This is a genomic window from Paenibacillus alba, assembly GCF_013204855.1.
Taxonomy (GTDB): Bacteria; Bacillota; Bacilli; order Paenibacillales; family NBRC-103111; genus Paenibacillus_E; species Paenibacillus_E alba.
Genome location: NZ_JABMKZ010000002.1, coordinates 278,439 through 299,877, shown reverse-complemented (window position 1 = coordinate 299,877; position 21,439 = coordinate 278,439). Strand labels below are relative to the sequence as shown.

Sequence of the window (21,439 nt, the reverse complement as noted above, 5' to 3'; positions counted from 1 at the left end):
TCTTGATATTGAAGGACCATGTACCGAGAAGATTCATTTAATGTAAGTGAGGAACTATTTTTGTGCTTTTGAAAGAAGGGGAGAATGCTGAGAAGGAATTGTTGTCCCAATAAAAATGCCTTATTAGCATTAAAGGTCATCGTCGTGGTGAAGTCCTCTTATGTGCATAAAAGTAAATGCAAGTTGACATGCCAAAAAAAGAAAAATCGTCGAAAGCACCGAAGACGAAAAAGGAAATGCTTTCCTATATTCCCTTGTCCTCCAAAGTGCAAGCATAAAAAGAAACCAATTCCTAAACGTTGCTTCATACCAATATGTACTTTTCCTCTAACTCCAGTGCCGCCTGTAACTCCGATAACACCAATAACACCAATTGTTCCAGTAGTTCCAATTACTCCAATAGTCCCAGTAATTCCAGTTGATCCACCAATTCCTTCTCCCTCAATTGTTGTCGAAAAGGAATGCTGTGGAAACATATTAATTCAAGGAATACAACCTCCTTTTCTAATATGGGAGGCGGATGTGGATGCAGCGATTACGGTAGCACAGTTAAGTATTTATTGCGACTCATCCAGTACAGACGCTTTGCAAGTAGAAATTGAAGGTGCGGAAAAGAAACATTTGTCTGTAGCACCTGGCAACACAAACAATTTTATAGGTCAAGGCATTACTTCAATCAGGATTTCCTCGAAAGAACAGACAATGACCTATGTGGAAGGGAAATATGTGATATCGACTACGTTGCAATTGCAAGCTAAGCCACATGAAAAATAGGAAAGGTGGTTCTTCCGTTGATGAAAGAACCACCTTGAGCTTGAAAGTTATAGATTATAACGGACTGTTAAACAAAATTCACCCTGGGCTGCTGCTGCTGTGGAGGTTAAGGAGATTGAATTAAATCTGGAAATTGTGAATGAGGCGCTGCCTCCTGCTGGTATAACAATGGTTTGAATTGCAGCAACGACTCCTGTTATAAAAAAATTAACCGTCAATGTGCCGGTTCCCGTTTCGAAATTAACATAGCCTGTGCCATTGATGTTTTGAGAAATGTTGCTAGAGTATATGACTTGAGTACCAGCGGCAGCTATTAGAAAATTAGTGCAAACTTTATCCTGTACAGTGATTTTATCCGAACAGCAACTAAGTGCTAAATCAGAATTACACATACGTTTATCCCTCCTCTTAAAGGTCTTATTGGACAGGGTATCGAGTTGTTATACAAAATTCACCTTGGTAGGTGCCAGGTGTTGCTGCTGGAAGCGTTAATTGAATAGCACTAAAGCGCCGATAAGTAAAGGCGAGGCTAGTGCCTGCTGAAAGTGTAAGTGGGGTCGGATTGATAGGGTTCCCTGTACTATCGAGGAAATTAAGCGTGATATCCGCGGGTCCGACATCATATTGCACATATCCTGTACCTACGATGTTTTGATTGATGTTGTTTGTAAATAGAGCAACTAGGACATCAGCCGCGACAACGGTACCGCTCCAAGGTGTACATACTTTATCCTGCACATAGTTTTTATCCGAACAGCAAGTGAGTGCAGCCCCTGTAGAATTACATCCCATAGTGAAATACCTCCTATTATAATTTCTAAGCTATTTAATGCGAACAAGGAGTAACCCGCTTGGACATCTGTCTGATATCTGTAAAATAAAAAAGGATGTTTCCTCCAAAACGCTGAGGATAACATCCTTTTATGTTGTTTCTCTCAAATGACTACACGGCCCCGCCATTCCCAATGAAGGGCATTTGCTGGTTATATCTGTAGGTCGATGGATAATACGTAGCTCCGGTCGGCTGTGTTGGTTGTTGAGCAGAGGGTGTTTGGTTGCAATTCGCCGGCGGACCGATGATGAGTGTGCTCTGGATAGGGGCCAATGCTTCTTTGATCTGAGCCTCATTGAGACAATAAGTATGTGCCAGTATTTCTGCTGGAGTAAGCCGAAGTATGTCGGAGCCTGCAATGAATTCAGGAATAGGCGCATCAAATATCGCTAACAAATGGGTATTATCAACCGTAGCTATTTCGTAATGCCACCAACCTTGGGGGATGTTTGCAACGATTCCTGGTGTGACAGGGATATTAACTAATTTTTTGGTAAAAGGATTAATTAAAGAAACAACGGCCGATCCGGAGATACAGTAAACCAGTTCTGAGGCATTTTGGTGGCTATGAGGTTCGACGACGTTCGATTGGCTAAGGAAAATATCCAGCAAAGAGACATTTCCCAAGGTGTTCAGTTGATTGACTGACAGCGTATTAATAAAGTTGCGACTATCTTTAATGATAAGCGGATTGTTGCGCAGATCATAAGAAAACTGCACGGATGGTGATGTAAAGTCCATATATGAATTCATTTTCTTTCGTTCCTACCCTTCAGCTAAATTAGGTGTTGTCGGATTATACTATGTAAATGGCTAGGCGGAGGGACCTGGGATTTAGGCGAAAATTCAATATTGCATCTTTTATCCAAAAGCAGTCATGCAAAAAGCAATTTAAAAGAAATATAGTTGGCGGATCTATGTTAATATAGGCTTGTAATCATGAAGAAGTCAGTAAAAGGGGAGAACTGGGATGATGAGAACAATTTCTAAAGGCCGTTTATGGACGGCAAGAGTAATGAGTGGTATTGCGATTCTATTTATGCTGTTTGATGGTGTCATGAAATTAGTTAAACCTGCTGTTGTTGTTGAATCAACGGTATCCCTTGGCTTTCAGGAGCATCATATTGTCTTGCTTGGCATTCTTGGACTTATCTCTACGATTCTTTATGCCATGCCGCGCACAACGATTATGGGAGCTGTATTGTTAACCGGATATTTTGGCGGAGTGATGGCCACACAGATCCGAATGGATGCCCCGCTTTTTGCAAATATTTTATTTCCCGTGTATCTCGCGATCTTGGTTTGGGGTGGCCTTTGGCTTAGGAATGAGCAAGTTCGCAAACTTTTTTCTTGGCAGAAATAGTAGAGTCTAAATAGTAAAGTCTAAGATGAAAGACTTTTCGCGAAATTGAGATGGAGCTTAAGCATTAGCCAGTGGTTAATGCTTTTTTTGTTATGTTGGTTGATGTGAATTTACATATAATTGAAATGTATTTTTATGTATAATAGTTAAATCTAGGGTTTAGCAGTTCGTTTGTTTTAGCAGCTAGTCTGTTTTGGATCAAGTGTCCGGAAATTGGGGAAATGGTGGGAGAACCTATGAAAAAGCTCATTTTAATTGCAATTATTGCCAGTAGTTTTCTCACTTTATGTTTCTCCTTGTATTATATGTTCACGATATATCAAAGCGATTTGGGCATCGCAAGCAGGGCTGAGCCGATGCTGAATGAGCATGCGGAGCGAATTGTTATTATTTCTCAAGAGCAAGGCAGCTTCATGATGAACGAAATTCAGAAAGGAGCGCGTACAGCGGCAGATGCGCATCAGATCAAAATAGATTTCTGGGGGGTATATCGCTCGAATTTAGATGAGTTGATTAAGCAAATTGATATTGCAATCGCTTCCAAAGCGAGCGGGATTATTGTAGAAGGTGTTGATCATCCTGAGTTTGATCGTATGGTGAAGAAAGCGACAGCCAAAGGGATTCCGGTTATCACGATAAATTCCGACGCGCCTGGCAGTTTGCGCAAATCGTATGTTGGATCCGACCACTATCAAGAAGGCATCATAATGGGGGAGTATATTGCAACTCGGCTGAACGGTCACGGAATTATCGGTGTCGTCAAAAGCATGACATCTCCAGGTACGGACGAGTTAAGACTAAAGGGACTTGGAGAAATATTTGGCAAATATCCTGGGATTAAACTCGTTTTCGCTTCGGCCGATAATGAAACGCTGCAGCCGAAAATACAAACGAATGATATTTTGAATCATTACCCGAAAGTGGATGCGTTTATTAGTCTGCCCTCCGATTCAGGCGAGAGCATTGTTCAAGCAGCGAAATCACGTTCCCGGATGAAAGAATACCCTATTTTCATTTTTGATGATTCTCCGCAAACGGTCATGTTGATCAATAATGGGCTTGTTCAAGCCGGCCTTTCGCAGCATTATGAAGAAATGGGCGAAATGAGCGTGAATTTGATGAAACGCTGGCTGGATGCGATGCAGCTGCCACTGGATAATAGCTACTTCACGCCAATCAGTATCGTAACTTCAACGGGAGAAGAGGAGACAGCCGTTGCAAACCATTCGAAGTAAAATGATGATGCTGTCGATCTTAATCTGGGTCATTATGGCTATTATTTGGATATCTATGAGCCTTTTTAATCAGAAGACGGTGGAAAAGTACAACGAAATTCTTCAGCGCTATATGCAGATGAACCAAGCCTCGCAAATAAGCCGTCAATCTTTGACCTCCTTGAATAAATACCGTATTTCTCCTACGTTAGACAGCATGAACCAGTATGTTGAAGACAACAGCAGATTGCTGCGTACGAGGTCTGACATGAACTGGTTGAGAAATACGAGCAACAGCATGCTGTTAGACAATCTTCAGAATATGCTCGAAAGCCAATCACAAGCGATGGATTTAGCGGTTCGTTTCCAAAAAGACAACGATGACGAAAATGCCGCCAAAGAGTTCGATGAAGCAACGAACATGTCCAAATATATCTCGGAAACGACCTTAACGTTAATTAGCGGCGAGCAGAACACGTATGATGCATTTTATAGGAAAATTATTAAACGGAGTGAAGATATTAAAAAAATGGGCTTTTGGACGCTGGCTTTGGTTTCCTTGCTGTTGCTGCTGTTTTCCTATCGGTTCGTGAACAGTATGACACAGCCACTATTAAAGCTTACACAATCTGCTCGTGAATTATCGCGAGGAAATTTCAAAAATCCGATCGAAATCAAGAACAATGATGAAATGACATTTTTGGCGGTTACCCTGGATAGCATGAGGATGAAAATTGGCAATTTAATTGACGATATCCAGAGCAAAGCGCAATTGGAATACGATCTTCATAAGCATAAGCTCATGTTGAAAGAAAGCGAATTGAAAAGCTTGCAAAGTCAGATTAATCCGCATTTCCTTTTTAATACGCTAAATATGCTCTCCAAAGAGGCCTATCTGGCAGGCGCAGATAAAACCAGTGAATTAATCAGCTCTGTGGCAGGGATGCTTCGATATAATCTCCGCAAGCTGGATAGCAAGGTGTCGCTAAAGGATGAACTGGAAGTTCTTGAAGAATATTTAACCATTCAAAAAGCAAGGTTTGGCGAGCGTTTGCGAGTTGTAAGAGAAATTGACGAAGAAGCGCTGTCCATTGAACTGCCAATTCTTATCCTGCAGCCGCTAGCAGAGAATGCTTTTATTTATGCGATTGAACCTGCCGAAGAAGGCGGAACCTTAACGATCCGAGTTAAAAATGAGGTGACTTGCGTTATCGTACAGGTGCAGGATACAGGTCAAGGCATGGATCAAGAACAATTGAATAGGCTATTATCAAATACGGAAAATTCAGCTTACAAAGGGCATTCCACCGGAATCGGTATTTGGAATGTTATTCATCGGCTCCAGCTGTTTTATGGAATTGAGGAAATTATGGATGTGGAGTCCCAGTTAGGAATTGGTACCTGTATGACATTGAAGCTGCCAAGGAGGCAAATGAAATGATTCGTATGATGATTGTGGACGATGAACCTATTGAGCGTATCGCTCTTCATAAAATCATGGCGGAGAGCTCCCTTGACATCGAGGTTGTAGGCGAAGCCTCAAATGGGAGGGAAGCAATCGAAGCTGCCGCTCGGCTTCAACCTGATCTCATCACGATGGATATTAAAATGCCGGGCATTAATGGCCTGCAAGCCATTGAAAAAATTAGAGAAGCGAATGACAGCATTAAATTTATTATTGTAACCGCATTCGATACCTTTGAATTTGCCCAACAGGCGATAAGACTGGGTGTTTATGATTATATGCTTAAACCAAGCAGGATATCGGTGGTGCTCGAAACCATAGGCAAAGTGGCGAATGAGATTAAGAATACCAAAATTGAACGGCAAAAGCGAAGCTCGGAAAAGATTAGATTGCAAAAAATGATGCCGATGGTAGAAGCTGATATTGTGGAACAGTTATTATTTGACTACGTTCCTTCCGCATATTTTAGCGAAATGATGGATTTGTTAGGCTTTCCTTCGGTGAAAAATGGCTTTGTCGTCAATGTGCTGTTCACGCATGCTATGGCGGGAGGACAACCAGCAGAGTTGGAGGAACTGTATTCGAAACTCATACAGCAGATTCATGATTCATCCATAACGTGCTGGGTCGGTAAAATGTCTGGAAAACAAGTCCAACTGATTGTCTTTACCGATGGAGAGTTGTCCTATCGTGCACAAGCAATCGGCATAGCGCGAAATTTGATTCTAGCTTTGAACCGGAAGAGCGATTATTGTCTATTTATCGGTATAGGAGGACAATGCCAAGATGTGAGGGAAATGCGCAGATCCTATCACGAAGCGCTCCTAGCCTCAATCGATAGCTCATTGCCTGTTCATTATTGTTTATATGAGGATGTGCCGCATTTTGACAATCAGGCGGGTGGAAGCCTAACGATTGAATTGGAAAAAAGTGTTCTTGATGAAGTTCGATGTGGAAAATGGGAATCGGCCGGGGAACAAGTCGCCAAAATTATTGATGTATTTGAAGGTGTTGGTCAAAGGATCGACATGGCGCAGCAGCGAGTTTTTGAGTTGCTGGTGAATGTAACTACATTGCTGCAGGAGATGGGTATTGACGTAAATAAACCGTATTTCCGTTACCAAACGACTAGCTATACGCAATTAAAAGCAGAGACACGCTATCTGATTCATCAGTTAGTGGAAGTAAGAGAAGCAGAATCAGATCTGCTGCAAACTATGAAGCAGTATATTCGGAAATACGCGCATGAGGATCTTTCATTGGAAAGAATTGCGGCTATCGTGAATCGAAATCCTTTTTATGTGAGCAAGCTCTTTAAAGAGCATTTTGGGATGAACTATATTGATTATTTAACGGAATTTCGGATTGAAACGGCCAAACAATTAATGCAGGAATCAGATAAAAGTTTGAAGGAAATCACGTATGAAGTAGGTTACCATGATCCGAATTATTTTAGCAGAGTGTTTAAAAAGCTTGTTGGCCACTCACCGACAGATTATCGTAAAATGCTCATTCGGCCAGCGACCAAAAAGTGATGAGAAAAAGGCGGCAGACAATGAATAAACGGTACATAATGAGCGGAATTGTAGGTGTTGCGGCGGTCTTGGCATTTTCTTTTTCCTCCTGTTCGATGACCTTATCAAGTCATAAATCAAGTGAAGCTTCAAAGCAGCAAGCAGACAGCCCGTCAGTCGATAATGAAAAGTGGAAAAAGAAAAAGGTCGTTATCGGGTTATCCATCGATACGCTTCTGGAAGAACGCTGGCAGAAGGACAGAGATATGTTCAAAGCTGCTGTTGAAAAGCTTGGCGCACAAATTGAAGTTCAAGCAGCCAATGGAGACGATGCCAAACAGCTTTCGCAAGCGGAGAACTTGATTTCACAAGGCGTAGATGTGCTTGTTGTTGTACCGCATAATGCGGAGATATCATCGGCCATTGTAGAAAAAGCGCATAAAGCAGGCATTAAAGTCATTTCCTATGACCGCTTGATCGTCAATTCGGATGTTGATTTATATGTGTCTTTCGATAATGAGAAAGCCGGCGAGCTGCAAGCGAAAGCCATTACAGCGAAGGTACCCAAAGGGAACTATGTCCTCATTGAAGGCGCCGACACAGACAACAACGCCCATATGTTCAAAGCAGGGCAGATGAATATCCTGAAGCCATTCGTTGAGAATGGAGATATCACAATCGTATTTGACCAGTCTACGAAAGAATGGAAGCCCGCAAACGCTTTGGCGAATATGGAGCTGGCATTGGCGGCTAACCATAATAACATTCAGGCAGTAGTTGCCGCGAATGATGCAACAGCAGGTGGCGTTATTCAAGCTTTGGCTGCCCAGCATTTGGCTGGTCAAATTCCCGTTTCTGGACAAGATGCAGAGCTTGCGGCTGCTCAACGCATTGTAGAAGGCACACAAACGATGACCGTGTACAAACCGATCAAAAAGCTTGCTGAAACGGCTGCTGAGCTGGCTGTACGAATGGCAAAGGGCGAAAATGTGCATGCAGATAAAAAAGTCAACAACAAAAAAATTGATGTTCCCTCGATACTTCTTGAGCCTATTGCCGTGGATAAATTCAATATGGATGAAACGATTATTGCCGATGGGTTCCATAAGAAAGAGGACGTTTACAAGAATGTGAAGCCATGATCCAAATGACAAAATAGTATAGCAAGCTATAAAAAAGTGCTAATTTAAAGCGGATACATGAGATAAATCCAGTGATATACTCATTTTGTAATTGGCACTAAGCCAAAACAAATGAGAGGGGTTTACGAATGAAAAGTACTGTGAAAGCGATTTCGCTCCTGTTGGTGATCATGATGTTTGCCGTTGTTGTTGCAGCCTGCGGCACAAGCAGCAAAGTCAGTGTGGGGATTGTCTTGCCTACGAAAGACGAGCCGAGATGGGTTCAAGATGAGCAACGCTTCAAAGATGCCTTAAACGGCACCAAGTACACAACGGAGATTTTGTTCAGCCAAGGATCTTCTGCCAAGGAAAAAGAAAACGTCGATGCCTTGATCGCCAAAGGTATCAAAGTATTAATCATTTGTCCGCAAGATGGCGATGCAGCAGCAGCTTCAGTTGAAGCAGCCAAAAAAGCTGGCATCCAAGTCATCTCCTATGACCGTTTGATCACAAACACGGATGCGGTTAACTATTATGTAACATTCGACAGCGTTGCCGTAGGCAAAGCACAAGCGAAGTATCTGGTTGATCATGCCAAAGGCAAGGGGCAGCCTTTGTACTTGTATGCGGGCGCTGCTTCTGATAACAATGCGTTCTTGTTCTTCCAAGGCGCTTGGTCCGTTCTTCAGCCTAAAATTGCCGACGGCACTTTCAAAATTGCGAACTCCAGCGAAGCGGTTGGATTGCAAGCAACTGCTGAGTTGACACGTGATCAATTAAGTAAAATCATTGGCCAAGTGACAACAAACTGGGATGCGAACGAAGCTAAAAATAAAGCACAAACCCATTTGACGGCAGCTTCCGCCGATAAAAAAGGCGATGTCGCCATCTTGGCTCCTAATGATGGTACAGCTCGTTCAATCGCCGATGTTTTTGCAACAGATAAAGCTGTTACTAGCTTTGTAGTTACAGGGCAAGATGCTGAAAAAGCATCCATTCAATACATTATTGACAGCAAGCAATCGATGACGGTATTCAAAGATGTGCGTACGCTTGTCAAAGATGCGATGGGGATGGCGGTCGCTATACTTGATGGCAAGACGCCTGAAACAACTGGATCCTACAAAAATGGCAAAATCGATGTGAAAGCGAAACAAACGAACGTTATCGTTGTTGAGAAAAGCAACGTGAAATCCGCACTCATTGATTCTGGTTATTATCAAGCGAGCGATTTCAAAGGATTGTAACCGTATTCAGACATAGTTTGGAAGGAATAGTGATAGAACAATCTATCACTATTCCTTTATTCCACGAGATATTTGGGTAAGGAGCGCTATGTGGTTATGAGCAAAAATATACTGGAAATGAATCATATATCCAAAGAATTCGTAGGCGTAAAAGCGCTCACGGATGTCAGCTTTAAAGTTCAGACAGGTGAGATTCATTGTTTGATCGGTGAAAACGGTGCGGGTAAATCAACATTAATGAAGGTGCTAAGCGGTGTATACCCTTATGGAACCTACGAGGGAGATATTGTATTTGAAGGCCAAATCCAACATTTCTCGAAAATCAGCGACAGCGTGAAAGCAGGCATTGCGATCATTTATCAAGAATTAGCATTATTTCCTGATCTCACGGTATATGAGAATATTTTTGCAGGAAATGAAGTGAAAAAAGGAATGCTGGTGGATTGGAATCAAACCATTAATCGAGCCAAAGAAATGCTTGAAAAAGTAAAGCTTCAGGTGAATCCGGAAGTTCTGATCAAGGATTTGGGCGTAGGCAAACAACAGCTTGTTGAAATTGCCAAGGCTTTGAGCAAACATGTGAAACTGCTTATTCTGGATGAGCCAACCGCTGCGCTGAACGAGAAAGAAAGTGAGAATTTGTTAGAACTGCTGAGGGAGCTTAAAAAACAAGGAATTACAAGCATTATGATCTCTCATAAGCTGAAAGAAGTTATTTCTATAGCGGATAAAGTCACTGTACTGCGTGATGGCAAAACGATCTGTACGCTGGATGCTTCTAAAGACGAGATTTCCGAAAGCGTCATCATCAAGAGTATGGTGGGTCGTGAAATTGATGATATTTACCCAAAAAGAATGAACAAGCAATTCGGCGATACCGTCCTCGAAACGCACAACTGGACGGCTTATGATTCCGAACTGGGCCGAGAAGTTGTGAAAGATGTTCATATCCATGTCAAAAAAGGCGAAATTGTCGGTATCGCTGGCTTAATGGGTTCTGGACGAACAGAACTGGCACAGAGTATTTTCGGAAATCCCAAATCGTATAGATTAAAAGGCGAGTTAGCTGTAGACGGTGTGAAAAAAGTATTTAAACATCCCAAAGATGCGATCCAAGCAGGAATCGCTTATGTCACAGAAGATCGTAAAGGTGACGGCTTGTTTTTGATTCAAGATATTAAACAAAATATTTCAGCAGCCAATCTGCCTTCGATCGCATCGCAAGGGGTTATTAACAATAATGAAGAAGTGAAAATCTCCAATCATTACAAACAATCGTTAAACATTAAAGCCCCTTCGGTTGAGCAGCTTGTCGGCAACTTAAGCGGAGGCAATCAGCAGAAAGTATCGCTGGGGAAGTGGTTATTTGTGAACCCAACTTTGCTTATCTTGGACGAACCAACTCGTGGGATTGACGTGGGCGCCAAATTTGAAATTTACACGATTATGAATAAGCTGATTGGCGAAGGCATGAGCATCATCATGATCTCTTCTGAGCTGACTGAAGTCTTAGGCATGAGTGATCGGGTATATGTTATGGCTGAAGGGAAAATAACGGGCGAACTGTCCATTGATGATGCAGATCAAGAAACCATAATGAAGCTTGCAACGCAATAGGAGGAAGACAGGTGCAATTCTACAATGAAGCGAAATCGTTGATTAAAGTAAATATTCGGGATTATGGGATGTACATTGCCTTGTTTATCATCATGCTGACGTTCTCGATCATGACAGACGGCCTGTTCATGTCGTCTCGAAACATTAGCAATTTGATTGATGCTACAGGGTATATTGCCGTGTTGGCAGTAGGCATGACGCTGGTCATTGTGATTCGGCATATTGATTTATCCGTTGGTTTTGCCGCTGGATTTTTGGGTGCCATTACAGCCGTCCTACTGACACAGGCAGGGGTTCCGTTTTATATCACCATTCCAATCATCTTGGTACTCGGCATTGTTGTTGGTTTATTTAATGGTCTATTGGTTGCACAATTCGGTATTCCTTCCTTTGTTGCTTCCTTGGCGGGAATGCTCATATTCAGAGGCGCCTTGCTGCGAGTTACTGAAAAGACAGGAACCATCATTATCAAAGACGATCATTTCAACGCCATCGGTAACGGTTTCATTCCATCGATTGCCAAAGTGAACGGCTTGAATTTGCTTTCCTTAATTTTGGGCGCCATCTTGATTGTCATTTATGTGTATAGTGAATTATCCAAACGTTCCAGCAAACTGAAATACAATTTTGAAGTGGTATCCAAGAGTATTTTTGTCGTAAAAGTGGTTTTCGTTTCAGCCATCATCGCCTATATCACGTGGATTCTCGCAGGTTACAACGGATTCTCCTGGACAGTTATTATTGTGCTGCTCGTCGTAGTGATCTATCACTTTTTGACGACTTCAACTGTGCTGGGAAGGCATATTTACGCAGTAGGAAGCAATCCGGAAGCTGCGAACCTAAGCGGGATCAGTGTTAAGAAGATAACATACATTGTATTCGGTTCCATGGGGATGCTTTCGGCATTATCCGGAATTCTTTTCACATCTCGCCTACAGTCGGCGACTACGACGGCAGGAACGTTGTTTGAACTCGACGCGATTGCGGCTGCTTATGTAGGCGGTGTTTCTGCTGCCGGCGGGGTAGGCAAAGTGACGGGTTCCATTATTGGCGCAATTGTCATGGCATCGCTGTCCAGTGGCATGAATTTAATGGGGATCGGGATTTCCTATCAATATATGATTCGCGGTGCTGTGTTGGCTGCTGCTGTTATTTTCGATGTGGTGACTCGGAAGAAAAGGGCTTAGTGAATGTGGCTGTCCCATATGCCAAGTGTAAAAACCTGCGGAAGTGCAGGAATTTTCGAGCGAATTTGGTTGAAAAGTGAAGATGCCTGCAATTGTGCAGGTATTTTCTTTTTTTCCTGCCTCTAATCTAGAAAAAGCCATAAATGCCTGCACAAATGCAGGCATTTAGTATTTTAGGGTATCTGAAGGGTGAAAAAGATGCATAATCGCAGGAAAATGTGAACTTTAAACACCAACTGTATTTGGGTTTCAAAGTGATGACCCTACTTAACTTTGCTCAAAAAGTCGGATCAATACGTATAATACCTGATATTCTAGAGGTAAGAGGAGGTGATGAGCAGACATGATTGACAGAATGAATAGTGCTTTAACCTATATTGAAGAAAACCTTGCAAATGAGATTGAGTTCAAGGAAATAGCCAGATTGGCTTATTGCTCGGAGTACCATTTCAAAAGAATGTTTTCTTTTCTGGCTGGCGTTTCCTTGTCGGAATACATTCGCCGCAGACGGCTGACGCTTGCAGCATTTGAGCTTCATGAAAGTGATAGAAAGGTTATTGATATTGCCATTAAATATGGATACAACTCGCCAGACGCTTTTACCAGGGCTTTTCAAAGCCTGCATGGTGTGACACCAACTGAAGCCAGAAGTAAGGGACAATCCCTGAAAGTTTACCCGAAAATGTTCTTCACACTTTCTATTCAAGGGGGCAATGAAATGAACTATCGTTTTGAAGAAAAGGAAGTATTTCGCATCGTGGGAATCAAGAAAAGAGTTCCGATCCAATTTAGTGGGATTAATCCGGAAATTGCTTCTATGTGGAAAAGCTTAAAGGAAGAAACGTTAGATAATCTTAAAAAGCTTTCAAATGTCCAGCCCATTGGACTTCTTAACGCATCTACGAATTTTTCTGAAGGAAGAATGAAGGAGCAGGGAGAACTTGATCACTATATTGGTGTAGCCACGTTAGAAGAATGTCCTGATAACTTCACCCAGCTTGAAGTTTCTGCATCAACATGGGCTGTATTTGAAGCCGTCGGCCCCTTTCCAGATACGCTTCAAAATGTTTGGGGTCGCATTTATTCAGAATGGTTCCCATCCTCCAACTATGAGCAAACGGAAGGTCCTGAACTATTATGGAACGAGCATAAAGATATATCGTCACCTACGTTTAAGAGTGAAATCTGGATCCCAATTGTGAAAAGTCAGCCGTGAGCTGGCTTTTTTTGCTTTCGCTGATTAATCAACTGCGTACTTGACAATAGGTTGCAGCTGCGATACATTTTATTTATTCTGTCTGTTCAGTATAAATAAAATCAATGGTTTTTTATGAAATGAGGACGCAAACATACATGCCTAAAGTAGGAATGGAACCAATACGTAGGGCAGCTGTTATTAATGCTACATTAATGTGTATAAGCAGACACGGGATTGACGGCATGACTTTGGATAAAGTCGCTGAGTATGCAGATTGCTCAAAGGGTGTTGTCACGTATTATTTTAAAAATAAAGATAACTTGATGATCGAGTCATTTAAGGCTTTTTTTGCTTATTATGGTTTGAAAATCAATGCTGATATTCAGCCTACCATGAGTGCTGCGGATATGCTCGAGGTCACTCTGGCACATCTCCTACCGCCGCTTAGCGATGAAACGCAGGGAGCAATCAATGTATCGGAACTTGAAGGTACTGCAAAGATGGTTATCCCACTTGAAGATCAAGCCAAACTGTTCCTTCACTTCTTTTCCAGAGCGGCATTAGATCGTAATTTGCAAGAGGTTGTTTCTGCGAGTTATTCGGTGGATATGCAAGGCCTCATGAAGATTTTTGACTATGGGAAGGCGACAGGGCAGATGAAAGTTGAGGATTCCCAAAGCGCTGCTTATGGATTGCTGGCGATGGTAGTGGGGCTAAGCTTCTTTCGAGTGGCGAATGTTCAGCCATTGAACAGTGAGGACAATCGTTCTATTTGTGAGGATTATGTCAAGAAACTGACCAGAGGATAACAATAAGCATTCATTGGAGGATAATGATGAAAATTACAACATTAACGGAAAACGACGTAAAAATTGCTGTTGTAACGAGCGAAGAGTTACTAATAACTGACATTCAGTCAGCATTAGATTTAATAGCTACGGTAAATTATGAAGCAGGCTGTGATCGTATAATTTTGAATAAATCAGCCATTTGTGAAGACTTTTTCAACTTAAAAACACGGCTGGCCGGTGAAATATTGCAAAAGTTTATTAATTATCATGTGAAAATTGCCATCGTTGGTGATTATTCGATGTATTCAAGTATGAGTTTGAAACAATTCATTGGCGAGAGCAATCAAGGGAAGAATATCTTTTTCTTGTCGACTGAACAAGAAGCTGTAGAGAAGCTGAGACTTGCTTAACCCAGAAGATGATTTTTTGCGTGAATGAGGAGAGAAAGCATGAATCATGAAGGAATGAGCCTGGGCGATTATCCAATGGTGAAAATTCCAGGTGGAGTTATTGATTTAAGAGATGATAGAACGCAAAGTAAATGGCAGGTTGAAATCAAGCCGTTTCTTCTTGCCCCTTATCCTGTAACTAAGGCGCTTTATGATGTTATTTCAAAAAATTCTCTAACTTGTGACGGTGACCAAAAACCAGTTGTCAATGTGTCTTGGCATGATGCCATTTCTTTCTGTAATCACCTTTCCCAGCAAGCAGGGCTTCGGGCGTTTTATTCCAAGCCTAATGATGGAGAAAGTGTCATCTGTCATTGGGAATCCAACGGCTTTCGTCTTCCTTCAGAAGCAGAATGGCAGTATGCCTGTAAAGCAGGAACGACTGGATACAGATATGGTGAGATTGATCACATTGCCTGGTATCGTGACAATTCAGGAGGAAGCATCCACGAAATAGGCACAAAAGAGCCGAATGCCTGGGGACTGTATGATATGCTAGGCAATGTTTGGGAGTGGTGCTGGGATGTTTATGATGAGAAAGTATATGGCTCCTACCGAATTTTTCGTGGCGGCAGTTGGGCAGAAGAGGCGAGAGGCTGTGGAGCTTCGTGCCGTCGTCGCAGTCATCCGTCATTAGCGATCGACGATCTTGGATTCCGCCTTGCCCGGAACGACAAATAAGATATCCTCTGAAATACTACTATGCCCAATATTATGGCTTTAAGTCGATTAAAGAATTAGATCATTAGGTACGGAAGCTTTCAACCCATTGCTGAGCATGGGTTTTTTCTTTTATCTGAGAAGCCGAGTAATCGCGGCAGAACGAAGCAAGACTAATTTGCAGCACCACTTTTTGGTCAAGTGACCGTATTGACTGTTGGTGAATTGCAGGTTATTATGAAGTAGTCATTTAGTAAATTAGTAATTTAGTAAATTATAAAATGGAGTGTGCGAAAAATGAAAATACCAACAACCTTAAAACATAAACCTGTTATCGTATCTGAAAATTATGAGCAGGTGGACGGCAGATATGCCCTAAACACGGATGCCAAAGGGTTATCCCTTGGGTTAGCTCAGTGGAATGACAGAGGTAAGGTCGATATTTCGGCAAAAGTATGGAGGCATACTGGGGAGAAATGGTCCCGTCAATCCGAAGAGCTGCCTATGCATCGTGTACTTGATCTGGCCATTCTAATATGCAGAAGCAGCTTGCATTTCCAGGAGGCCTATCGGTTTCCGAAGCTGTATGATCCAGAGAATGCCACGATCGATCGTATAGGTCTGCAAGGAGATGCGATGAGTGTGGCTGTATGTGAAGATAATCCGATGATTGATAATGATATCAAACTGTTCGCTCAGGCTCTGAGTGATGATGGCGAAATGATTGGAGAAAGGCTTACTGTATTATCCCGTCTGTTAAAAGAAATGGGTTATTGAAATTTTCGGAAAGGAATACGGGTATGAGTAACCATGATAATGATGTACTGTCACCAACTAGACAATTAACGGATATAGAAAAAGGGCTTGTCTGGACAAAGCCATCGTCTCATAAGGAAAGCGAAGAAGAGCGGCGGATTTGTAAGGAAATAAAACGCAATTGGCATCGCGGGGAAATGAAAATCGCCAATATTTTGTTAGAAGGTGATGCCGGTTCAGGCAAAACGCAGCTTGCCAAAGCACTTTCAGCTGATTTAGGGCTGCCCTATACGAAAGTGACGTGTTTTGCCGATATGGACAAATCCGATATTATTGGCTCTATTCTGCCAGTTATTTCATATGAACGATTAGAAGAGATGCAGTCCGAGGATCAACTTGTTTTGAAAGCCATATATGAGAGCGATAGTTTTCAAAGCACATCGGAAATCGTGATGAACGTGCTGGGCATTTCGCAGGAACAGGCAGCTTTAAAGATGAAGAGGTTATTGAAAATGATGGCTCAAAATACCGAGGACAACGTTGTTGAGTATCGTTTTTACCCTTCCGAAATCGTTCGAGCTTTTCAAAAAGGCTATCTGCTAGAAATTCAAGAACCAACGGTTATACGGGATGCCGCGGTATTAATGGCACTCAATTCTGCTTTGGAGCTGGATGGGAGCATTAATCTTCCTACAGAAATAATACACAGGCACCCGGATTTCATAGCAATCATCACAACAAACCGCAGTTATACGGGGACCAGACCACTAAACGAAGCACTGCGTGACAGAATTCAGCATTCGGAAAAGATGGACCTACCGACGAAAGACATGATGATAGAACGGGCAATGGCCAAAACCGAATATAGGAATCAGAAGGTGCTTGGCTTATTGGCGGATATCATAATTCTCTTGGATAAAACAGCCCGAGCAAGTGGCATTAAAGGCGTCGCTGGAATGCGATCCTACTTCTACTGGGCAGATGCTGTTGCTGAAGGTGCTTCGGCAAGAGAATCGCTTTATCATAAGGTCATTTACAAAATAACGACCGATTCGGAAGAAATTAAACTGCTGGAAGAAGCACTAAAAAAACATGGCTTGTTGGCAAGTCTGGATGAAGTCGAGATCAATTTTCAAAAAAAAAACGAATTTTTGATACGGTAGAAATCAAGACAATGGGAGAAATAGACGATACCGATTGTGAGCATGTGAGCAGCGAAGAGGAGCAGGGAATCGCCTTGAAGAAATCAGCGGATAGTGACGATAGCACTTCTGACGTTTCTGATGATTCAACTGATATGGAAAGTTCGGATACGGGGGAAGCGGATACTCCCAAATATCATCAGGCCAACCCTGAAGCCATGCTTGAGAATGCGAAGCAAAAGGAGCGGGATTTCCGCAAAAAGTTAAGTCAAGACGCACGGACGATTGTGTCCGATTCGATTCACAAAGGAGTTAAACTCATTGTTCACCGTCCCGAATACGGTCCGAACAGTGAGCAGGAATATGAAAGCTTAAGCAATGAGCTTATGCCTGTCATACGAGAAATTGCCAGAAAGACGCTTCCTTTATTGGAACATGACATTTCTGCTGAATTCGCAAGGAATCATTATTATGGCAGTAAATTTCAAGCAGATAGTGTGGCTTATAAGGATTTTAAGTATTTTGCCAAAAAACGTCCGCCAACGGAATCGCCTTCACTTGCGGTTGGTTTAAGGATTGATGAATCAGCATCTATGGCGGCTTTTGGAAGATTAGAAGCAGCCAAACGCGCGGTATTGGCGGTATATGAGTTTTGTACAATTTGTTATATTCCCATTTTAATTTACGGTGATACGGCGGATGTTTCCAGATTGGAGCAAATGTCTATTTATGCCTATGCGGATTATGACCAAGTGGATGCCAATGACCGCTTCAGACTAATGGGGATTCGAGCTAGAAGCAATAATCGAGATGGCATGGCGCTGCGAATTATGGCCGAACGTTTGGCTCAAACAACGCAACAGACCAAGCTTTTGATTAGCATAAGCGACGGACAGCCGAAAGCAATGGACAATTATACGGGAAGTTATGCTACGCAAGATATGCAGCAGACGATAGCCGAATATGAACGCAAAGGAATTACATTCCTTGCAGCCGCGATTGGCCAAGACAAGGATGTGATTAACCACATCTATGGAAACGAAAGATATCTGGATATTACCAATCTAACAGAACTGCCCGCACAGCTGGTTCGGATCATCGCAAGATATTTGTAATGTCTGTAAACTTTTATGGACGCTGAAAGGAGATATATACATGGACAAGAGCAAGCGCAAGGAGCTGCAGGAAGAATTCAAGCAGATAAAGACCTATATGGGTGTCATACAAATTAGTAATAAAATCAGTGGTAAAATTTACGTTGATAGTTACCCCAATCTCAAGAACAAATGGATGACCATTCAGATGCAACTGGATTCGGGAAGGTTCGCCAATGCCCAATTGCAGAAGGATTGGAAGGAACTAGGGACGGAAGCATTTGCCTTCGAAGTGCTGGAAGAGAAAGAAACGGATGATGTTGCAGACATCAAGTGGGAACTTAAGCAGATGGAAAAGCTGTGGTTGGATGAACTGCAGCCTTATGGGGATAAAGGATATAATAGGTTGAAAGTTTAGTTGAATGGGTAGAGTTTTTGAAAATGAACTTCAACAGTTTACATTGGTTCACATAGTCTGAAAACCTGCAAAAGTGCAGGCTTTTTCAGCGGAATTGCCCGAATAGTTGAAAAGCCTGCGATTATGCAGGCTTTTCAAGCTTTTCCATCCACAAATGAGAGAAAGGCTGCGAAAGGATGCATAATCGCAGGAATTTCACCAAAAAAGCGAATTCAAGCTCAAAAAGGATGCATAATCGCAGGTTTTATAAGAAGCTCAACCGTATATCTCGCTGAATGACCGTTGGCGAGGGAAATGGAAATCAGGCAGTGCTTGACTGAACGGTATTAAAGTGGATCTGGAATAGAGAAGCGGGTATACTTTATTTATAGATAACTCATAATCCATAAATTGGTTTCCGTGGAGTGAAGAAGAATTTTCAAAGCAACCAGAGAAAACAAGCCTATATTCTTGCGTCATTAAAGCGAAAAGAAGGGGATTTGTTTAATACAGGAGGAACATTCATGATACGACAGGCCAAAAAAGAAGATGCGACTGCAGTCATAAATTTAATGTATACGGCGATAGGCGATATTGTCCACACACTGGCAGGCACCAGTGATGTTGGGACAGCTCTCCATGTTCTGGAGGGATTTTTCCGGGAAAAAGGAAACCGTATCAGCTTCGAAAATGTTCTAGTGATGGAAGAAGACGAGCGCGTAATCGCCTTTATGCTTGCCTATCATGGCAGTCGAGCGGCGGAGCTGGATCGTCCATTTCTCGAACGTCTAGCTGCGATCGGCAGCGCAACGCAAACCATTGAACGTGAAGCACGCGAGGATGAATATTATTTGGACTCCATTGCCGTTCATGCGGACTATCAGGGCAGAGGGATCGGAACCAAGTTCCTTCGTTTGTTTGAACAACAAGCCGGTGAGCTTGGACATGATAAAATTATGCTGCTCGTAGATCAAGAAAATACGGCCGCCAAGCTATTGTACGTTAAGATGGGATATAAGGAAGATGGCGTCGTAACGGTCAGCGGACATCTTTTTGACCGGATGATTAAATGGTTAAATTAGATAATTGAATAGTCTGTAGAGACTACGAGTTATTGCTAATACAATCTTGGAGGATCATTTATGCATAGAATATGGGGCTTTTCTTTCATAGAAAAGTTCCATATTCTTTTTATTTTCGCAGTTGTTAATTATGATAGGATCCTAATTGTTTCTTGGAAAAGCTATGAAGGGAATTTTTGTTGCGAAGCCACATGTTCCCTTTCACAATGAGAATATAAACGGCGACGATAAAATAGATCATGCCCACAATCCAGTCAGTTGGATTTATTAAGCTGTGTTTATTCATATACGAGAGATACCAGATCCCGATAGGAACATGAAGAAACAGTGAAGAAAATAATCCTGGGTTATATAAGCTTTTCGCTTTCAAATTTGCGAAGACTCCATGCCAAATGACTTGGAAAAAGCCCATCATAATGGGGGCGAGGCCCAGCCAAACGATGGAGGGGAACAATAGAGGGAGCAAGTAAAACACATAAGCGATGATTAGATTAATCATCATGGCAGATTGTTTATTTAGCGGATATCTTTCAGGCCACTCACTTTTAAATATAACCTGATTAAACAAACCGGCAAAATAGCCCGGCCAACGATATTCTTCAAATTGATGAAGGAGAATCGCAACAAAGCTTAACCATAAAATGACTTGTAGTTGGGGAAGCGATTCCAAATTGAACATCAGATAGAAACATACAAGAAGTCCCACCGCAAATCCTAAATCTTGCCAATATTTTCTCAATAGGTTCATGTTCATCACCTCAATGATTTTTAATGAAAATATCGTTCAAAGAGCAGCTCAATTTGTTTATCTTTAGGTGCTATTTGCACAGAAGCCCCCGATTCCAGAATCGGACTCATGAGTGCAGGTAGAAAGATGGCTCCAAAAATTTGCACCATCATCGTAATCAACTGCTCGGGCTGCTGTTCACCGGTTAATTCTTTTAAAATAGCTTGAACTTTGGGAAACCCCAGCAATTGTAGAAATGAGCCATATTCATGCTGAGATGCGAAAACAGTGTTTCCCATAAGAATGATTCTGGAGAGCAATTCGGGATATTGGCGGATGACTTGTAAATAATCAAGCAGAAATTGTTTCAATCTCTCCTTGGCAGGCAAGGAAGGGTCATCAAGCACAGCAAAAGTATGCTGGAAGCTGTTCAGGATCAATTTAATGGATTCGCTGATTAAGTTCTCTTTAGAACCAAAGTAATAGTTAACGAGAGAGACATTGGTGCCGGAGGCTTGAGCAATTTTTCTTATAGTGATACTTTCAAAGCCTTCTTTTTTGGCCAATTCTAGAATGGCATGCATAATTTTTTCTTTTGTTTCACTTTTTTTGTTCGTTTCCATCTTTTACCTCCTATCGATCTTGAAAATTAAAACAGTGTTTTAAACGTTGTTTAAATTTATTGTAGCACTTCTTTTTGTTATTTCAAGTCTTAATCTCGCTATTTTCCACCTTCTGTAAAAATTTTGTTGCACACGAGTAAGAAGCAATGTATTATACAAATAAAGCATTTTTAATAAAGCGCTTAC

Annotated in this window: 23 protein-coding genes; 18 read left to right on the top strand and 5 right to left on the bottom strand. The window is 41.9% G+C overall.

Annotated elements, in window-relative coordinates; all coding sequences use genetic code 11:
- Positions 1 to 84: 84 nt before the first annotated feature.
- The gene (locus tag HQN90_RS39510; RefSeq protein ID WP_338042261.1) at positions 85 to 774 is read left to right on the top strand and encodes an S-Ena type endospore appendage; all 690 of its coding nucleotides are present in this window, start codon (positions 85 to 87) and stop codon (positions 772 to 774) included.
- A 47-nt stretch (positions 775 to 821) separates the two neighbouring features.
- Here HQN90_RS39510 and HQN90_RS01455 read toward each other — a convergent pair whose 3' ends face one another.
- The 3 genes from HQN90_RS01455 to HQN90_RS01445 all read right to left on the bottom strand — a co-directional run bounded on the left by HQN90_RS01455 (position 822) and on the right by HQN90_RS01445 (position 2,359).
- Positions 822 to 1,166, bottom strand: coding sequence for a DUF3992 domain-containing protein (locus tag HQN90_RS01455; protein WP_173215795.1), 345 nt, complete (start codon positions 1,164 to 1,166; stop codon positions 822 to 824).
- A 25-nt stretch (positions 1,167 to 1,191) separates the two neighbouring features.
- The gene (locus HQN90_RS01450; RefSeq protein ID WP_173215793.1) at positions 1,192 to 1,566 is read right to left on the bottom strand and encodes a DUF3992 domain-containing protein; all 375 of its coding nucleotides are present in this window, start codon (positions 1,564 to 1,566) and stop codon (positions 1,192 to 1,194) included.
- Between the two features lie 151 nt (positions 1,567 to 1,717).
- Positions 1,718 to 2,359: a cupin domain-containing protein gene (locus tag HQN90_RS01445; RefSeq protein WP_173215791.1), complete on the bottom strand. Its 642-nt coding sequence runs from the start codon at positions 2,357 to 2,359 to the stop codon at positions 1,718 to 1,720.
- Positions 2,360 to 2,576: 217 nt separating this feature from the next.
- Between HQN90_RS01445 and HQN90_RS01440 the strand changes: the two genes are divergently transcribed.
- From HQN90_RS01440 to HQN90_RS01360, 17 genes are all read left to right on the top strand, one after another.
- Positions 2,577 to 2,969, top strand: coding sequence for a DoxX family protein (locus HQN90_RS01440; protein ID WP_173215789.1), 393 nt, complete (start codon positions 2,577 to 2,579; stop codon positions 2,967 to 2,969).
- Positions 2,970 to 3,205: 236 nt separating this feature from the next.
- Positions 3,206 to 4,204: a sugar ABC transporter substrate-binding protein gene (locus HQN90_RS01435; RefSeq protein WP_173215787.1), complete on the top strand. Its 999-nt coding sequence runs from the start codon at positions 3,206 to 3,208 to the stop codon at positions 4,202 to 4,204.
- Positions 4,185 to 5,624 carry a sensor histidine kinase gene (locus HQN90_RS01430; protein ID WP_173215785.1) on the top strand — a complete coding sequence of 480 codons (1,440 nt, stop codon included), beginning with the start codon at positions 4,185 to 4,187 and terminating at the stop codon, positions 5,622 to 5,624. The genes HQN90_RS01435 and HQN90_RS01430 overlap by 20 nt, the downstream gene beginning before the upstream one ends.
- Positions 5,621 to 7,183: a response regulator gene (locus tag HQN90_RS01425; RefSeq protein ID WP_173215783.1), complete on the top strand. Its 1,563-nt coding sequence runs from the start codon at positions 5,621 to 5,623 to the stop codon at positions 7,181 to 7,183. The genes HQN90_RS01430 and HQN90_RS01425 overlap by 4 nt, the downstream gene beginning before the upstream one ends.
- 20 nt (positions 7,184 to 7,203) lie before the next feature.
- Entirely contained in the window at positions 7,204 to 8,304 is a 1,101-nt protein-coding gene (gene xylF / locus HQN90_RS01420) for a D-xylose ABC transporter substrate-binding protein (protein WP_173215781.1), read from the top strand.
- A 128-nt stretch (positions 8,305 to 8,432) separates the two neighbouring features.
- On the top strand, positions 8,433 to 9,530 hold the full coding sequence (locus HQN90_RS01415) for a sugar ABC transporter substrate-binding protein (RefSeq protein ID WP_173215779.1): 1,098 nt from the start codon (positions 8,433 to 8,435) through the stop codon (positions 9,528 to 9,530).
- Positions 9,531 to 9,626: 96 nt separating this feature from the next.
- Complete coding sequence (locus tag HQN90_RS01410) at positions 9,627 to 11,147, top strand: sugar ABC transporter ATP-binding protein (protein WP_173215777.1); 1,521 nt, start codon at positions 9,627 to 9,629, stop codon at positions 11,145 to 11,147.
- Between the two features lie 11 nt (positions 11,148 to 11,158).
- Positions 11,159 to 12,334 carry a sugar ABC transporter permease gene (locus HQN90_RS01405; RefSeq protein WP_079420848.1) on the top strand — a complete coding sequence of 392 codons (1,176 nt, stop codon included), beginning with the start codon at positions 11,159 to 11,161 and terminating at the stop codon, positions 12,332 to 12,334.
- Between the two features lie 343 nt (positions 12,335 to 12,677).
- Positions 12,678 to 13,550 carry an AraC family transcriptional regulator gene (locus tag HQN90_RS01400; protein WP_173215775.1) on the top strand — a complete coding sequence of 291 codons (873 nt, stop codon included), beginning with the start codon at positions 12,678 to 12,680 and terminating at the stop codon, positions 13,548 to 13,550.
- A gap of 137 nt (positions 13,551 to 13,687) precedes the next feature.
- The gene (locus HQN90_RS01395) at positions 13,688 to 14,341 is read left to right on the top strand and encodes a TetR/AcrR family transcriptional regulator (protein ID WP_173215773.1); all 654 of its coding nucleotides are present in this window, start codon (positions 13,688 to 13,690) and stop codon (positions 14,339 to 14,341) included.
- 26 nt (positions 14,342 to 14,367) lie between these two features.
- Complete coding sequence (locus tag HQN90_RS01390) at positions 14,368 to 14,733, top strand: DUF4180 domain-containing protein (protein WP_173216456.1); 366 nt, start codon at positions 14,368 to 14,370, stop codon at positions 14,731 to 14,733.
- A 39-nt stretch (positions 14,734 to 14,772) separates the two neighbouring features.
- Entirely contained in the window at positions 14,773 to 15,453 is a 681-nt protein-coding gene (locus HQN90_RS01385; protein ID WP_173215771.1) for a formylglycine-generating enzyme family protein, read from the top strand.
- A 276-nt stretch (positions 15,454 to 15,729) separates the two neighbouring features.
- Entirely contained in the window at positions 15,730 to 16,209 is a 480-nt protein-coding gene (locus HQN90_RS01380) for a DUF6530 family protein (RefSeq protein ID WP_173215762.1), read from the top strand.
- A gap of 23 nt (positions 16,210 to 16,232) precedes the next feature.
- Positions 16,233 to 17,351, top strand: a complete 1,119-nt coding sequence (locus HQN90_RS01375) for an AAA family ATPase (RefSeq protein WP_173215760.1) — start codon at positions 16,233 to 16,235, stop codon at positions 17,349 to 17,351.
- Positions 17,352 to 17,362: 11 nt separating this feature from the next.
- Positions 17,363 to 18,445 (top strand): vWA domain-containing protein, encoded by a 1,083-nt coding sequence (locus HQN90_RS01370; protein WP_246361989.1) that lies wholly within the window; start codon positions 17,363 to 17,365, stop codon positions 18,443 to 18,445.
- A 40-nt stretch (positions 18,446 to 18,485) separates the two neighbouring features.
- The gene (locus HQN90_RS01365; protein WP_173215758.1) at positions 18,486 to 18,842 is read left to right on the top strand and encodes a GIY-YIG nuclease family protein; all 357 of its coding nucleotides are present in this window, start codon (positions 18,486 to 18,488) and stop codon (positions 18,840 to 18,842) included.
- Between the two features lie 503 nt (positions 18,843 to 19,345).
- Entirely contained in the window at positions 19,346 to 19,903 is a 558-nt protein-coding gene (locus HQN90_RS01360; RefSeq protein WP_173215756.1) for a GNAT family N-acetyltransferase, read from the top strand.
- Positions 19,904 to 20,027: 124 nt separating this feature from the next.
- Here HQN90_RS01360 and HQN90_RS01355 read toward each other — a convergent pair whose 3' ends face one another.
- Both HQN90_RS01355 and HQN90_RS01350 read right to left on the bottom strand, forming a co-directional pair.
- Positions 20,028 to 20,651, bottom strand: a complete 624-nt coding sequence (locus tag HQN90_RS01355) for an HXXEE domain-containing protein (RefSeq protein ID WP_173215754.1) — start codon at positions 20,649 to 20,651, stop codon at positions 20,028 to 20,030.
- Between the two features lie 20 nt (positions 20,652 to 20,671).
- A complete protein-coding gene (locus HQN90_RS01350) occupies positions 20,672 to 21,253 on the bottom strand; it encodes a TetR/AcrR family transcriptional regulator (RefSeq protein WP_173215751.1) in 582 nt (193 codons plus the stop codon).
- Between the last annotated feature and the right edge of the window lie 186 nt (positions 21,254 to 21,439).

What these genes read in the sequence shown, in the direction of transcription:
- HQN90_RS39510 (WP_338042261.1), top strand. Translation starts at nt 85, where the DNA reads ATGCTGAGAAGGAATTGTTGTCCCAATAAAAATGCCTTATTAGCATTA.
- HQN90_RS01455 (WP_173215795.1), bottom strand. Translation starts at nt 1,166, where the DNA reads ATGTGTAATTCTGATTTAGCACTTAGTTGCTGTTCGGATAAAATCACT.
- HQN90_RS01450 (WP_173215793.1), bottom strand. Translation starts at nt 1,566, where the DNA reads ATGGGATGTAATTCTACAGGGGCTGCACTCACTTGCTGTTCGGATAAA.
- HQN90_RS01445 (WP_173215791.1), bottom strand. Translation starts at nt 2,359, where the DNA reads ATGAATTCATATATGGACTTTACATCACCATCCGTGCAGTTTTCTTAT.
- HQN90_RS01440 (WP_173215789.1), top strand. Translation starts at nt 2,577, where the DNA reads ATGATGAGAACAATTTCTAAAGGCCGTTTATGGACGGCAAGAGTAATG.
- HQN90_RS01435 (WP_173215787.1), top strand. Translation starts at nt 3,206, where the DNA reads ATGAAAAAGCTCATTTTAATTGCAATTATTGCCAGTAGTTTTCTCACT.
- HQN90_RS01425 (WP_173215783.1), top strand. Translation starts at nt 5,621, where the DNA reads ATGATTCGTATGATGATTGTGGACGATGAACCTATTGAGCGTATCGCT.
- xylF (WP_173215781.1), top strand. Translation starts at nt 7,204, where the DNA reads ATGAATAAACGGTACATAATGAGCGGAATTGTAGGTGTTGCGGCGGTC.
- HQN90_RS01415 (WP_173215779.1), top strand. Translation starts at nt 8,433, where the DNA reads ATGAAAAGTACTGTGAAAGCGATTTCGCTCCTGTTGGTGATCATGATG.
- HQN90_RS01410 (WP_173215777.1), top strand. Translation starts at nt 9,627, where the DNA reads ATGAGCAAAAATATACTGGAAATGAATCATATATCCAAAGAATTCGTA.
- HQN90_RS01400 (WP_173215775.1), top strand. Translation starts at nt 12,678, where the DNA reads ATGATTGACAGAATGAATAGTGCTTTAACCTATATTGAAGAAAACCTT.
- HQN90_RS01395 (WP_173215773.1), top strand. Translation starts at nt 13,688, where the DNA reads ATGCCTAAAGTAGGAATGGAACCAATACGTAGGGCAGCTGTTATTAAT.
- HQN90_RS01390 (WP_173216456.1), top strand. Translation starts at nt 14,368, where the DNA reads ATGAAAATTACAACATTAACGGAAAACGACGTAAAAATTGCTGTTGTA.
- HQN90_RS01385 (WP_173215771.1), top strand. Translation starts at nt 14,773, where the DNA reads ATGAATCATGAAGGAATGAGCCTGGGCGATTATCCAATGGTGAAAATT.
- HQN90_RS01380 (WP_173215762.1), top strand. Translation starts at nt 15,730, where the DNA reads ATGAAAATACCAACAACCTTAAAACATAAACCTGTTATCGTATCTGAA.
- HQN90_RS01375 (WP_173215760.1), top strand. Translation starts at nt 16,233, where the DNA reads ATGAGTAACCATGATAATGATGTACTGTCACCAACTAGACAATTAACG.
- HQN90_RS01370 (WP_246361989.1), top strand. Translation starts at nt 17,363, where the DNA reads ATGGGAGAAATAGACGATACCGATTGTGAGCATGTGAGCAGCGAAGAG.
- HQN90_RS01365 (WP_173215758.1), top strand. Translation starts at nt 18,486, where the DNA reads ATGGACAAGAGCAAGCGCAAGGAGCTGCAGGAAGAATTCAAGCAGATA.
- HQN90_RS01360 (WP_173215756.1), top strand. Translation starts at nt 19,346, where the DNA reads ATGATACGACAGGCCAAAAAAGAAGATGCGACTGCAGTCATAAATTTA.
- HQN90_RS01355 (WP_173215754.1), bottom strand. Translation starts at nt 20,651, where the DNA reads ATGAACCTATTGAGAAAATATTGGCAAGATTTAGGATTTGCGGTGGGA.
- HQN90_RS01350 (WP_173215751.1), bottom strand. Translation starts at nt 21,253, where the DNA reads ATGGAAACGAACAAAAAAAGTGAAACAAAAGAAAAAATTATGCATGCC.